We start from the raw sequence: 12,485 nt of genomic DNA, 5'->3' as shown, positions 1-12,485 counted from the left end.
TTATTCCACGTCGGCTCCCACGGTGGATCCGTAGTGGTCGGCGACCGCGGCGAAGGCGAGTTTCGGCTCCCATTCCAGGCCGGGGTAGGTGTGTCCGGTGCGGTCGAGCACTTTGACGATGCCGTAACTGGCGAGATCGAGGTCGTCTCGGGGGTCGCCGTCGGGACGGTGCGGCATGTCGTAGAGGGCGAAGAGGAAGACGAAGGCGCTGTCGATACCGCCGTCTTCGAAGAGTCGCAGCAGTTCGCGCAGATAGGCGGCCTGGCCTGCTTCGTCGCGGAGGAGGGCGGCGCGTAGGCGGACGGGGCCGGGACCGTACTCGACGACCTCGAGTCCGCGCGCACCCACATCGCCGGCGCCGCGGAAGCTCGCGGCACCGAATTCGGTGATGGCCACGGGCTTTCCCTGCGCGACCAAGTCCCGGACGCCGTCGGCGAACCGGTCAGCGACCTCGGCGGAGCGATACAGGTCAAGGGACACAATGTCGAACGGTGTCCAGTCGACCCGTTCCAACGGCACTGCGGCATAGGTGATCTTGCCGCCGAAGTGTTCGCGGACCAGCGGCACCGCGGCGCCGAGGAAGTCAGTGATGCGCGTGCCCACCTCGCCGACCAATTCGGGGAGTGCACCCGGCACGGCCAGTGCCGCGACTCGTTCGTCGAGTCCTTCACCGGGCAGGAAGCCGATGTTCATCAGACTCAATTCGGCACCGGTCACGAACACCACCTCGGCGCCCTGCCGCCGGATGCGTTCCGCGCGTTCGGCGCAGTCGACGAGGAGATCGAGCATCTGCGCGGTGGTTTGTTCGAGCGGGTACGGCGAGAACCACACTTCCAGGCCCAGGTCGGCGGCGTAGGCGGCGGCGAGCTCGAGCCGGTCGGGGTCGCCGCCGACGATGCGGACCGCCGTGCAGTGCAGATCGTCGCGGATGATCCGCAGTTCCTGGTGGACGATTTCAGGGTCGAAGTGTGGGCGAGACGATTGGCCGTCGCGGATGAAGCCTGTGTCGTAGGTGATTCCGTTGGCGCGCATGATGGGTCTCCCTCTCAGCAAATAAGGTACGTTCAGTACCGTATATCAAGAGTTAACAGGCTACAAGGATGGTTTACTAAGGTACGGTCGTACGAACTTCGGAGGAGATCGACGATGGTGGACCAGGGGAAGCCGGGTGCGACGCGCAGGCGTGGCACCGAACTCGAGGACGCGATTCTGCGGGCCGCCGCGGTCGAACTCATCGAGACCGGCTACGCCGGACTGACCATGGACAAGGTCGCCCAGCGTGCGGGGACCAACAAGAACGCCCTCTACCGGCGGTGGCCCAACCGGCTCGCGCTCGGCATCGCCGCGTATCGGCAGCTGGCCACCACCGTCGACGTGCCCGATACGGGTGACCTGCGCGACGACGCCCTCGAATTGCTGCGCCGGGCCAACCGGCACTGGAGTTCGACACTCGGTGCGATCATGCGCGAACTGATCGCCGCTGCCGGTGGTGCCGCGGAAATGCTGGCGCAGCTGCCAGAACAGTCGGCCGATGGGACGGCCGCGATGTGGTTGACGGTGCTCGGGCGTGCGGTGGCGCGCGGCGAAGCGCCGCCGGAGTGCCTGCATCCGCGGGTCGCCACGGTCGCGGTGGTGCTGCTGCGCAACGAGTTCGTGCTGCGTGGCGTGCCGACCGCTCCCGATGATGTACTGGTCGAGATCGTCGACGAGGTGTACCTGCCGCTGGTTCGTCGGCGCGGCTAGTCGGGCAGTAGCGGAACCGAGATCCCTTCGCCGCTGCGCAGCAGTGCGGCACGCGTGACGGCGGTGGAACCGAAACGGCGGCGCAAGTCGTCGAGGGTGGCGTCGAGGGTGTTCTCGGCGCGTGCCTCCAGGGGCAGGGTGAGTTGCATGGTGTCGGCGTCGTCGAGGTTGGTCAGCGACAGGCCGATCAGGGTGATGCCGCGGTCGGTGATGAGCGGTTGCGCGGTGTGCAGAAGCAGGCGGGCGGCGTGACGGATCGCGGCGGAGGCGTCGGTGGCTTCGACGAGGGTGTGGGAGCGGGTGGCTCGGGTGAAATCGTCGAAACGTAGGCGCAGCACCACTGTTCGGCACACACGGTCGGCGGCGCGCAGGCGGCGGCCGAGGCGGTCGGTGAGGCCGTCGAGATAGGCGGCGATCTCTTCGGGCTCGCGGGGGCGTCGGCCGAGAGCCCGTTGGGCGCCGATCGAGCGTCGCCGTTTGCCGGTTTCCACGCGCCGTGGGTCGCGAGCCCAGGACAGCGCGAACAGGTGGCGGGCCGCGGCGGGACCGAGGATCGCGCGCAGATGGGGTTCGCCGAGTTCGGCGAGCTGGCCGATGCGGGTGATGCCGTTGGCGTGCAAGGTCGCCGAGGTGACTTTGCCGACGCCCCATAATCGCTCCACCGGCAGTGGGTGCAGGAAGTCGAGCTCTGTGCCGGGTTCCACGAGGCGCAACCCGTCGGGTTTGGCGACGGCGGAGGCGACCTTGGCGAGGAACTTGTTGCAGGCGATACCCACGGAGATGGGCAGGCCGACCCGCTCTGCCACCTGGGCGCGTAGCCGGTGGCCGATGTCGATCGGCTCGCCGCTGATCCGGCGTAACCCGCTGACGTCGAGGAACGCCTCGTCGATCGAGATCCCCTCCACCACCGGGGTGGTGTCACCGAATACTGCGAACACCGCCTTGCTCGCCTCGGCATAGGCCGACATTCGCGGCGGCACGACGATCGCGTGCGGGCACAAGCGCAGCGCTTGGCCCGCGTTCATCGGAGTGCGGATACCGAACGCCTTGGCCTCATAACTGGCCGCCAGCACCACCCCGCCGCCCACGATGACCGGTTTGCCACGCAGCCACGGCTGATCACGCTGTTCGACGGAGGCGTAGAACGAGTCGAGGTCGGCGTGCAGGATCGAGGCATCGGCGCGGGACTGGATACGCGGGCGACGTGGGGCGGCGGAATCGGACACGAACATATGTTCGCATCGGGGTATGACGAGTTAGGCCGGTCAGGGTGCTGCGATGGTCCTGGCCCGCAGGTTTTCGGCGAACGTGCGAGCGGCCGTGATGTCGGTGGCATCGGGGTGGCCCTTACGGATGCCACCGACGAGGCGCAACGGGAGCATCGTGTCGAAGCCGCGGCAGTCGAAGGCATCGACCACGTCGAAGCCCTTCCGTTCGATGCTCTTGGTCAGGGTGGTGACGTAGCGGCGGAACGGTGGTTCCGCGACTCCGCTGGTGCGGAACACGAACGCCTTGCCCTGGTGCCCGGTTGGTAGCGATGCGATGAATCGGCGCAGTTCCGGGTGGAAATCCATGTAGTAGATCCCCGAGCCGAAGCCGACGAGGTCACAGTCGGCGAGCTCGGCCGGATCGATGTCGGCGGGGGCGACGACCCGGCCACCGAGAACTTGGCTCATGGTCTCGGCGACGCGCTGGGTGTTGCCGTGCGAGACCGACTTGCACACGAGGATGACCTTCATGGGGATGGTCCTTTCGTTCCGCTGCATTGCTGGACACTCTCGGAGACACCGCTCGGGGGTTCAGCGTGACACGGGGGAGATGTGTCCTCCGTCACAGCTCGGCGGCGATGTTCAGGGTGCGGAACACATCGATGGACTGCAATTTGTCGGGGTTACGGACCGCGTAGAGGCCGGTGACGAGGTCGTCGGTCATCTCGACCACCAGCACCGTGTCCAGCTCGCCGGTCTTCGATCGGGCTATCACCGCAGGCTGTGCGTTGAAACTGCCGAATTCGACAGTCGCGCCCGCCATCGAGTTCTGTGCCAGCCCGATCAGGAACCGCGCGACGGGCTCGGCACCGATGATCGGGCGGCGCGCGGCGCTCACGCGGCCACCACCGTCGGAGATCTGGACGATGTCGGGTGCGAGCACAGCCATCAGCGCGCCGATGTCACCGGTGTTGGCGGCCAGCAGGAAACGGCCGATCACCGCGCGGCTGGTGTCGGAGTCCGGTTGGAAGCGGCGGCGCCGTGACGCCACATGCGCGCGGGCCCGGTGCGCGATCTGCCGCACGGCGGTGTCGGACTTGTCGATCATCTCCGCGATCTCGCCGTGGCTGTGCCCGAACACCTCCGACAGGACGAACACCGCGCGTTCGGTGGGGCCGAGGGTTTCCAGCACGAGCAACATGGCCATCGACACCGACTCCGCCAGCAACACATCGTGGCCCGCGTCCGGCGCGGTGCGGATCGGTTCGGGGAGCCAGGTGCCGACGTAGTCCTCGCGGCGGCGCCGGGTCGAGCGGAGATGGTTGATCGCCTGACGGGTGACGATCTGCACCAGATACGCGCGCGGATGCGTCACCTCCGTCGCATCGCGCCAGCGAAGGTAGCTGTCCTGCAACACATCCTCGGCATCGGCGGCACAGCCCAGGATTTCGTAGGCGATCGTGAACAGCAGTGGCCGGTATGTGGCGAACGTGTCGAGCTCGGTCATCGGGCCACCCCTGCGAACCTCATACGCCGATGATTCCGGGAGACAGCGAGTCGGCGCAACCACAGCGGTTGTCGCGCGCCACGTCAACGCAGCGTGGCGAGGTCCTCTCGGCCGAACCAGACAGGCAGGTGGGCGAGCAGATCCTGTTGGTCCTGCCCGACCCACGCCACATGCCCGTCAGGGCGAAGGAGCACCGCGGGGGCGTCGAGTTCTTCGCTGACATCGACGATGTGGTCGACCCGGTCTGCCCATCCCCGCACCGACAGGCGCCCGGTCTGGTCGAGCAGGAGTCCACGGCCCGCGTGCATCTGCGCGTAGAGGCGGCCGCGTTTCAAGGCGATATCGCGCAGCCGCCGACCGAGCAGTGGATCGCCCTGGCCGAAGTCGTAGCGGATTCCGATGGCGATGATCTTCTCGGTGAGATAACGACTCACGTCGTCGAAGTCCATCAGTTGCGATACCAGCTTGCGCACCGCCTGTGGTCCCGGGTCGAGGGACATCAGTTCCATCTGGGCGCGGGTGTTGTCGAGCACGTCGGCGGCTATGGGGTGGCGTTCGGCCTCATAGGTGTCGAGCAGGTGCGGTGGTGCCCAGCCGTTGATCTGCGCGGCCAGTTTCCATCCGAGGTTGAACGCGTCCTGAACGCCGAGGTTGAGGCCCTGTCCACCGACGGGCGGGTGAATGTGGGCCGCGTCGCCTGCCAACAGCACGCGGCCTACACGGTAGTGCTCGGCCTGGCGGGTGGCGTCGCCGAAACGCGACAGCCAGCGTGGTGAGTGCGCACCGAAGTCGGTACCCGCGGTGGCGATGAGCTGTTGCTTCAGTTCGTCGAAGGTGGGCGCGACCGCGCGGTCCTCGGTGACTCCGGCCGCGGGGGCGAGCACGCGATAGACCCCGCCGGCCAGCGGCATCGCACCGAATCGCAGCTGGGTTCTGCGGACTTCGGTCATCACCTCGGTGATCGTTTCCGGTGACGCGGTCAATTCCATTTCGCCGAGCAGCGTCTCGACCCGGCTGGGCTCACCCGGAAACACGACGCCGAGCAGCCTGCGTACGGTGCTTCGGCCGCCGTCGCAACCGACGAGGTAGCGCGAACGCACCTGCGTGCCGTCGGCCAGGTCGACCGTGACCGCGTCGTCGTCCTGGCTCAGTCCGACCACCTCGGTGCCGCGCCGGATCTCGGCACCGAGCTCGGTGGCGTGCTCGCTCAGCAGCTGATCGGTGAGCGGTTGCGCGATGCCGAGTACATACGGGTGGGCGGTGTCGAGTCGCTCGGGTGCCGGTTTCGGGATCCCGGCGAAGAAACCGCCGACCGGATGCTTGCGGCCGAGCGCGAGGAACCTGTCCAGCAGACCGCGCTGATCCATGATCTCGATACTGCGCGCGTGCAGGCCGAGCGAGCGGACGATCTTCGTCGGCTCGGTGTCCCTTTCCAACAGCACCACATGCACCCCGTGCAGCCGCAATTCGGCGGCCAGCATCATGCCGGTGGGTCCACCGCCGGCAACGATCACCTCGATCATCGAAAACTCCCCTTCGACCAGATTTCCGCAGGTTGCGGGCTTGCCGAGAGATTGTGCGGCATGACCGGGGTCTTGCCGCAAGCCCCGGGGTGCGCTATAGATTAGAAGTGGCAAGGAGCGGGTTTCCCTCCTTGCCATTGCCATGCTCGCGACTCTCACCGAGGCAGTGCCGGTACTGTGAAGCCGGTTCGGGCAAGGTGAAGGAGTCGATCGGCGGTGCGTGGTTTCGGGGATCTCGAGGCGGTGCTGATGGATCGGCTGTGGGATCGCGATGTGGACACGACCACGGTGCGCGAACTGTTCGACGAACTCGCGACCGAACGCGACATCGCCTACACCACCGTGATGTCGACGATGGACAATCTGCACCGCAAAGGGTGGCTGGCCAGGGAGCGCGAGGGGCGCGCGTACCGGTACTGGCCGACGGTGACCCGCGAGGAACACAGCGCCCAGCTCATGCACGAAGCGCTCGGTGTCGGCGGGCGGTCCGACCTCGTTCTCAACTATTTCGTCGACCGGATCAGTGACGACGAATTCGCGGGATTGCGCGCGGCATTGCGCCGAGTCGCCACCCGACGGACCGAGGCGAGCTAGCCCGAACGTGTCGGGGTGATCTGATCTGATGGGGACGTCCAACGGGATCGGTCATGGGGATGGGGACGCATGCTCAGTGTCGGATGGGATCAGGTGTTCGCCTGGCGGCTGGGTCGTCAGTTCGTCGCGGCACCGACCGCGGGGTCGGTCGAGAATGTCGCGACCAGGCTGGCCGGGGTGCAGGCGCAGGTGGCGTCGGCGGCGCAGTTGGCTGTCGCGGTGCGCAGTTCCGATGCCGGCACTCGACGTCGGCGAGGCGTTGGGCGCGGGCACGCTGATCAAGACATGGGCGATGCGTGGCACCCTGCACGCGATGGTGCCCGAGCAGGCCGCGGCGGCGCTCTCGCTGATCGGATCGGCCCGCACGTGGGAGAAACCCGCATGGCAGAGGACTTTCGGTGCGACCCCTGAGCAGGTGGCTGCCCTGGTGGAGGTGGTGTCCGGCGTCCTGGCCGGTCAGGTGATGACCCGGGACGAACTGGTCGAGGCGGTCCTCGCCGAACCCGGCTTCGCCCACCTCGGCGAGCAATTACGGTCCGGGTGGGGTGCGGTGCTCAAACCGTTGGCCTGGCAGGGCGCGCTGTGCCACGGTCCCGCGCGCGGCAACAAGGTCACCTTCACCGCACCGGCCGACCTGGCTTCCGGGTGGCAGGGCATACCCGAACTCGACATCGCCGCACCGACGCTGATCCGCGCCTACCTCGGCGCGTACGGTCCCGCGACACCGGAGGCGTTCGATGCGTGGCTCAGCCGCAACAGCGTGCGCAAACCCGTGGTGCGTGGCTGGTTCGCGGCCATGGGCGAGGCGCTGACCGAGGTCGACGTCGACGGCCGGATCGGCTGGATGCCGAGCGAGTTCGTCGACGATCTCGCGGCGGCGACTCTCGACGGCGGCATCCATCTGCTCGGCCCGTTCGACCAGTACGTCTTGGGGCCTGGAACGGGCGACACCGCGCTACTGCCCGCCGAGCACCGGTCGAAGGTGAGCAGGACAGCGGGCTGGATCTCCCCGTTGGTAGTGGTCGGCGGCCGGATCTCGGGCACCTGGGAACAGGTCGGCACAGAAGTCGTGGTGTCGATGTTCGACGCGCGCAGAACCCCGAAGCGAGCGCTGTCCGCGGCGGTGAATCGGCTGGCCGAGGCGATCGATGCGCGCGGGCTCGGCCTGCGCGTGGGCTGAGATTGCGGATACCCCGGACGCCGAACCAAGCGCTTGCTACGGTGGCGCGATGATCCCCACGATCGTCTGGGGCACCGGAAATGTCGGCCGCGCCGCTATCCGTGCCGTGGCTGCCCATCCGGCGCTGGTTCTCACCGGGGTGCTCGTGCACAATCCCGACAAGGTCGGCCGAGACGCGGGCGTGCTCGCGGGCCTCGACACCGAATTGGGGGTGGCCGCCAGTGACGACATCGACGCTCTACTCGCCGCCGGTCCGCGGGCGGTGGTGTACGCGGCGTCCGGAGATATCCGGCCCGACGACGCGCTCGCCGACATCACGCGGGCGATCCGCGCCGGTGCCGTCGTTGTCACGCCCGCGCTCTACGCCCTCTACGACCCGCGCAACGCACCAGCCGAAATCCGCGAGCCGGTGCTGGAAGCCATTGCCGCGGGCGGTGGTTCGCTGTTCGTCTCCGGGGTGGATCCCGGCTGGGGCAACGATGTGCTGCCACTGTTGATCAGCGGGCTCGCCGCCACCGTCGAGGTGGTGCGCTGCCAGGAGATCTTCGACTACTCCACCTATGACCAACCCGACTCAGTGCGCTATCTCGTCGGGATGGGCCAGCCGATGGATTACCAGCCGCCGATGCTGATGGCGAGCGTGCCGACGATGGTGTGGGGCGGCCAGATTCGGCTGATGGCCAGGGCCTTGGGTGTCGAACTCGACGAGATTCGCGAAACCGTCGACCGGCGCGCCCTCGATGCGACCGTGCAGACCAAGCAGATGGGGGCGTTCGACGCCGGCACACAGGGCGCGGTGCGCTTCGAGGTGCAAGGCATCGTCGACGGGCAGCCGCGCATCGTGATCGAGCATGTCACCCGCATTCATCCGAGCTGCGCACCGGACTGGCCCACACCGCCCGACGGTGACGGTGCACACCGGGTGATCATCGAGGGCTCGCCGCGTATCGAGGTCAGCGTCGAAGCGACCGACGAGGGCGGCAATCGCGCGGCGGGCGGAAACGCCACGGCGGTAGGACGTTTGGTCAATGCCATCGACTGGCTGGTCGAGGCGCCACCGGGTCTGTATGACGCACTGGATGTGCCGCTGCGTGCCGCGGTCGGCAAACTCGGAAGGACACCACAATGATCATCGACATTCCCGAGGGCAAAGATCCCATCGGTTTCGTGTGGGGCGAGATGGTGCCCGGCATCGGAGTCGCCGCGGCGGCGTTCTCGCTGTCGGTCTACGAGCACTCCACCCTGGGCCTGCGTGAATTCGAAGCGGCTCGGCTGCGGATCGCCCAGATCAACGGGTGCCTGTTCTGCCAGGACTGGCGCACCGAACGCGACGGGCAGAAGGTCGAAGCGGAATTCGCCGACGCCGTCACCCACTGGCGTGACACCGACCGGTTCGACGAACGCGCCAGGCTGGCTGCCGAATACGCCGAGCGCTATGCCACCGACCATCACGGCCTCGATGACGAATTCTGGGCCAGAATGTTCGCGCAGTACACCCAGGCCGAAGTGGTGGAGCTGAGCATGAGCATCGGTTCCTGGCTGGCGTTCGGCCGCCTCAATCGTGTCCTCGGGCTGGACACCGTGTGCGTGCTGCCCGGTCACTGACCGCCGGATGCCGCAGGCGTAGCACCCCGCCTTGCCCGTGGCCGTGCGCAAGGGACTGGGCAACACCGTCGCGCACGTGCCGATCAGGCGTACCTCCGCATTCGCTCCGGCCATGCGCAGTTGAGGAACGCTGCGCGTCTGCGCCCGTTATGCTGCGGGCCGTGGTGGAACCTGCGCAACAGCAGCTCGTCGATACGGTGGCCTGGGTGCTGATCGAGAACGGTCGCATCCTGTGTGCCCGCCCACGCGGTAAGGATGTGTTCTTCATTCCGGGCGGCAAACGCGAAGGCGCCGAGACCGACCTGCAGACCCTGGTCCGTGAGGTTGCCGAGGAACTGACCGTCGAACTCGCGCCCGAGAGCGCGGTCCACGTCGGCACCTACGAGGCCGCGCTCGCCGACGGGCACCACGCTGTCGTCCGGATGGCGTGCTATACCGCCGACTACCGCGGGGTGCTCACGGCCAGTAGCGAGATCGAGGCGCTGGCCTGGTTCGGGTTCGGCGACCGCGATCTGGTTCCGCCTGTCGATCAGTTGTTGTTCGACGACCTCGCGGCGGCCGGGTCCCTGCGGTGATCGGCGCGGTGGCACGATCGGCGGTCTATGAACTGCTGGCATTGCCACTGGCATTCACTCGCGTGCGAACCCGGCTGCGGGTGCCGCGCTTACTGTTGCGCGAATCTGTTGGCGCTCACAAGGTTTCGCTGGCGCGGTGCCTGATCCAGTCGGTGCTGTCCGGGAGTGTCGGGCTTCTCGGCTGGTTTCTCGCGATGCTCAGCGTGCTGGTTCTGGTGCGTGGTCTGGCCTATCCGCTGGTCGCCGCCGATGGTTACGAGAACTCGTGGGGCGGGCCCACCTTGGTGGGAGCGTGGGCGGTGCACGCGGCGCTCGGCGTGCTGATCGCGCCGGTGTTCGTCGGCATGATCGCCCTGTTCGGCCGGTTGCAGTTGCGGGTGACCCGGACGGTGCTCGGCGGTGACCGATCGTGGTGGGCGATCCCGATCGCCCTGGTTCTCGCGGCCTCGGGTGCGCTGTTCTTCGTGGCGTGGGTGCACCAGATCTGAGGGTGGCAGCGCCTCAGTGGGAGTTCGGTCCGGGGATCCGGACACCGGCGGCACGAAGTTTCGCTTCGACGAGCGCGGACATCTTGGCCGCGGCCGATTCCGGCTCTTCACCGTGGTGAGCGATCAATTTGTAGCGTGTCGCGGCCTCGGTGCGGGCTTGCAGCCCGGTCACGATCTCGAGGTGTTCGGGGTTGGTGAGGTAGTGCTCGGCGACCGCGCCGGCGACGTCGTCGATGCGTGGGTCGTCGGGCTCCCAGCTCATGGCCTCGGCGGCGCGCCGGTACACGGCGAGGAACTCGGGGTCGGCGATGGCGTTCTCGACGTTGGCGAGGTAGTCGTCGAAGCCTTCCGGGACAAGGGCTTTGGCCAGCACCCAGCCCTCTCGGGCGGCGGCGATGTCCGCTGAGCTGATACCGAGTTCGGGCAGGCGGGCGAGCAGCGCCACCGCGCGGTCGGGCAGCAGCGTGCGGTCGCCGTCGGCGAGGCGGTGCAGGGTGTCACGGCGGGCGATCAACTCCTCGATCCGTTCGGTGAGGCGCCGCTCGACATCGGCGAGTTCGGTGGTGAACGCTGCCGCGTCGGCGTCGAGCAGTGGTCCGATCTCGGCCAGCGGCACCCCGGCGGCGGCCAGGGTTCTGACCTGCACCAGCCGCAGCAGCTCGGCCGAGCCGTACCGGCGGTAGCCGGAGCTGTCGCGTGCCGGTTCGTCGAGCAGACCGTTCTTCTCGTAGTGCCGCACGGTTTTGATCGTGACGCCGGCGAATACCGCGGCCTGGCCGATTGTGACGCCGTTGTTCATCTGCTCAGTCCGCCCTGCTCGGGGTAGTCCTACCGGGAGTAGTTGACCTTGATGGGCTCGGTGAGGTCAAGTCTGCGGGCCGCGCCCGGTCGGGCGCGGCCCGGTTCGCGATCGGCGATGCACTCAGACCGCACCGGCCGGTGCGCCGAAGACCTCCTCGACGAGCCGTTGCGTCGCAGCCTGGAACGCGACGGCCAGGGACAGGTCGGCGTCGTCGACATAGTTCAGCGCGGCGGTCATGGTCTTGGTGCCGTCCGGTGTGCTGTACATCAGTGCCGCATGGCCGCCGTGGCCGCCGTTGTGGGTGATGACGGTGCCGGTCGCGGTCTTCTGGACGAACACCCCGAGGCCGTAGCCGACCTTGGTTTCGGGGGTGAGCATCTCGGCCAGCAGCGGGGCGGGCAGCAGGGTGCCGCTCAGCAGCGCGGAGATGAAGGTGTGCAGGTCCTCGGTGGTCGAGATCATGTCGCCGCCGCTGGAGATCCAGGAGGGGTTCTGTGCGGTGACGTCGACCGTTTTCTCCACACCGGCGTCGTCGTAGCGGTAGTAGGCGTGGGCGTGCGGTCCGCCGATCTCGGTGGAGGTCTCCGGCACCACGGTGTCCGACAGCCCGAGCGGACCCAGGATCAGTCGTTGCATCTCCTCGGCCAGCGAGTGACCGGTGACCGCCTCGATGAGCAGCTTGGCCAGCGCGTAGTTGGTGTTGGCGTAGCTCCAGTCCATGCCCGGCTCGAACCGGGCAGGTTTGGCCAGAGCCAGGCGCACCAGGTCATCGGCGTGGTGGGTCCGGAAACGGTTGTCCACCCAATCTTTGCCACTCCAGGCGACGATTCCCGGCGCAGTCGTCCCGTCCTCGTAGACCTCACCGGTGAAATTGAAGATTCCGCTGGTGTGCTGCAACAGCATCCGCACCGTGATTCGCGGGTCGAGTGCGAACCGGGGCAGGTAGTCGACGGCGGGGGTGTCCAGCGCGATCTTGCCCTCGGCCACCAGTTGCAGGACCAGGGTCGCGAGGAAGGTCTTGGTGTTGCTGCCGATCCGGACGCGCCCGTTGATCGGCGGCGTCGCGGGCTCGCCGAGCACGCTGCGCCCGGCGCTGCCGACCCACACGCCCTGCTCGTCGTCGACCCGCAGGTGCAGGCCGACCACGCCGGTGTCGACGATCTCCTGGATGGTCTGCTGCAGGTTCGGATAAGCCTGTGCGGCAGTGGTTGTGGTGGTCGCTGCGTTGTTCGAGTTCGAAGTCATGAGATGAGCGTCCAC

General features: G+C 67.5%; 14 protein-coding genes. 7 read left to right on the top strand and 7 right to left on the bottom strand.

Going from position 1 to position 12,485, the window contains the following annotated elements:
• Entirely contained in the window at nucleotides 1–1,032 is a 1,032-nt protein-coding gene (locus ACFXKN_RS01255; RefSeq protein ID WP_378948925.1) for a hypothetical protein, read from the bottom strand.
• A gap of 114 nt (nucleotides 1,033–1,146) precedes the next feature.
• Here ACFXKN_RS01255 and ACFXKN_RS01250 point away from each other — a divergent pair, with 114 nt between their 5' ends.
• Nucleotides 1,147–1,743: a TetR/AcrR family transcriptional regulator gene (locus ACFXKN_RS01250; RefSeq protein ID WP_378948922.1), complete on the top strand. Its 597-nt coding sequence runs from the start codon at nucleotides 1,147–1,149 to the stop codon at nucleotides 1,741–1,743.
• Here ACFXKN_RS01250 and dinB read toward each other — a convergent pair.
• The 4 genes from dinB to rox all read right to left on the bottom strand — a co-directional run bounded on the left by dinB (nucleotide 1,740) and on the right by rox (nucleotide 5,981).
• On the bottom strand, nucleotides 1,740–2,975 hold the full coding sequence (dinB, locus tag ACFXKN_RS01245; RefSeq protein WP_378948919.1) for a DNA polymerase IV: 1,236 nt from the start codon (nucleotides 2,973–2,975) through the stop codon (nucleotides 1,740–1,742). The two genes, ACFXKN_RS01250 and dinB, sit on opposite strands and share 4 nt — an antisense overlap.
• A 33-nt stretch (nucleotides 2,976–3,008) precedes the next feature.
• Nucleotides 3,009–3,482, bottom strand: a complete 474-nt coding sequence (locus ACFXKN_RS01240) for a flavodoxin family protein (protein ID WP_378948916.1) — start codon at nucleotides 3,480–3,482, stop codon at nucleotides 3,009–3,011.
• A 91-nt stretch (nucleotides 3,483–3,573) separates the two neighbouring features.
• On the bottom strand, nucleotides 3,574–4,458 hold the full coding sequence (locus ACFXKN_RS01235; protein ID WP_378948913.1) for an RNA polymerase sigma-70 factor: 885 nt from the start codon (nucleotides 4,456–4,458) through the stop codon (nucleotides 3,574–3,576).
• 83 nt (nucleotides 4,459–4,541) lie between these two features.
• The gene (gene rox / locus ACFXKN_RS01230; RefSeq protein ID WP_378948910.1) at nucleotides 4,542–5,981 is read right to left on the bottom strand and encodes a rifampin monooxygenase; all 1,440 of its coding nucleotides are present in this window, start codon (nucleotides 5,979–5,981) and stop codon (nucleotides 4,542–4,544) included.
• Nucleotides 5,982–6,197: 216 nt separating this feature from the next.
• On the opposite strand from rox, the gene ACFXKN_RS01225 reads away from it, so the two are divergent.
• From ACFXKN_RS01225 to ACFXKN_RS01200, 6 genes are all read left to right on the top strand, one after another.
• Complete coding sequence (locus ACFXKN_RS01225; RefSeq protein ID WP_379432129.1) at nucleotides 6,198–6,575, top strand: BlaI/MecI/CopY family transcriptional regulator; 378 nt, start codon at nucleotides 6,198–6,200, stop codon at nucleotides 6,573–6,575.
• A gap of 232 nt (nucleotides 6,576–6,807) precedes the next feature.
• Nucleotides 6,808–7,755 (top strand): DNA glycosylase AlkZ-like family protein, encoded by a 948-nt coding sequence (locus tag ACFXKN_RS01220; protein ID WP_378948902.1) that lies wholly within the window; start codon nucleotides 6,808–6,810, stop codon nucleotides 7,753–7,755.
• Nucleotides 7,756–7,804: 49 nt separating this feature from the next.
• Nucleotides 7,805–8,884 carry a dihydrodipicolinate reductase gene (locus ACFXKN_RS01215; RefSeq protein ID WP_378948899.1) on the top strand — a complete coding sequence of 360 codons (1,080 nt, stop codon included), beginning with the start codon at nucleotides 7,805–7,807 and terminating at the stop codon, nucleotides 8,882–8,884.
• Nucleotides 8,881–9,360: a carboxymuconolactone decarboxylase family protein gene (locus ACFXKN_RS01210; protein ID WP_378913679.1), complete on the top strand. Its 480-nt coding sequence runs from the start codon at nucleotides 8,881–8,883 to the stop codon at nucleotides 9,358–9,360. The genes ACFXKN_RS01215 and ACFXKN_RS01210 overlap by 4 nt, the downstream gene beginning before the upstream one ends.
• 161 nt (nucleotides 9,361–9,521) lie before the next feature.
• Nucleotides 9,522–9,935 (top strand): NUDIX domain-containing protein, encoded by a 414-nt coding sequence (locus ACFXKN_RS01205; protein WP_379432128.1) that lies wholly within the window; start codon nucleotides 9,522–9,524, stop codon nucleotides 9,933–9,935.
• A gap of 8 nt (nucleotides 9,936–9,943) precedes the next feature.
• On the top strand, nucleotides 9,944–10,423 hold the full coding sequence (locus ACFXKN_RS01200) for a hypothetical protein (protein WP_379432127.1): 480 nt from the start codon (nucleotides 9,944–9,946) through the stop codon (nucleotides 10,421–10,423).
• Nucleotides 10,424–10,436: 13 nt separating this feature from the next.
• Here the strand turns inward: ACFXKN_RS01200 and ACFXKN_RS01195 are convergent, their stop codons facing one another.
• Nucleotides 10,437–11,222, bottom strand: coding sequence for a MerR family transcriptional regulator (locus ACFXKN_RS01195; protein WP_379432126.1), 786 nt, complete (start codon nucleotides 11,220–11,222; stop codon nucleotides 10,437–10,439).
• A 123-nt stretch (nucleotides 11,223–11,345) separates the two neighbouring features.
• Entirely contained in the window at nucleotides 11,346–12,470 is a 1,125-nt protein-coding gene (locus ACFXKN_RS01190; RefSeq protein WP_379432125.1) for a serine hydrolase domain-containing protein, read from the bottom strand.
• Nucleotides 12,471–12,485: the final 15 nt, after the last annotated feature.

Origin of the sequence: Nocardia sp. NPDC059195, assembly GCF_042754695.1 — a bacterium.
Classification (GTDB): Bacteria; Actinomycetota; Actinomycetes; order Mycobacteriales; family Mycobacteriaceae; genus Nocardia.
This window is presented reverse-complemented; position numbering and strand designations above follow the sequence as displayed.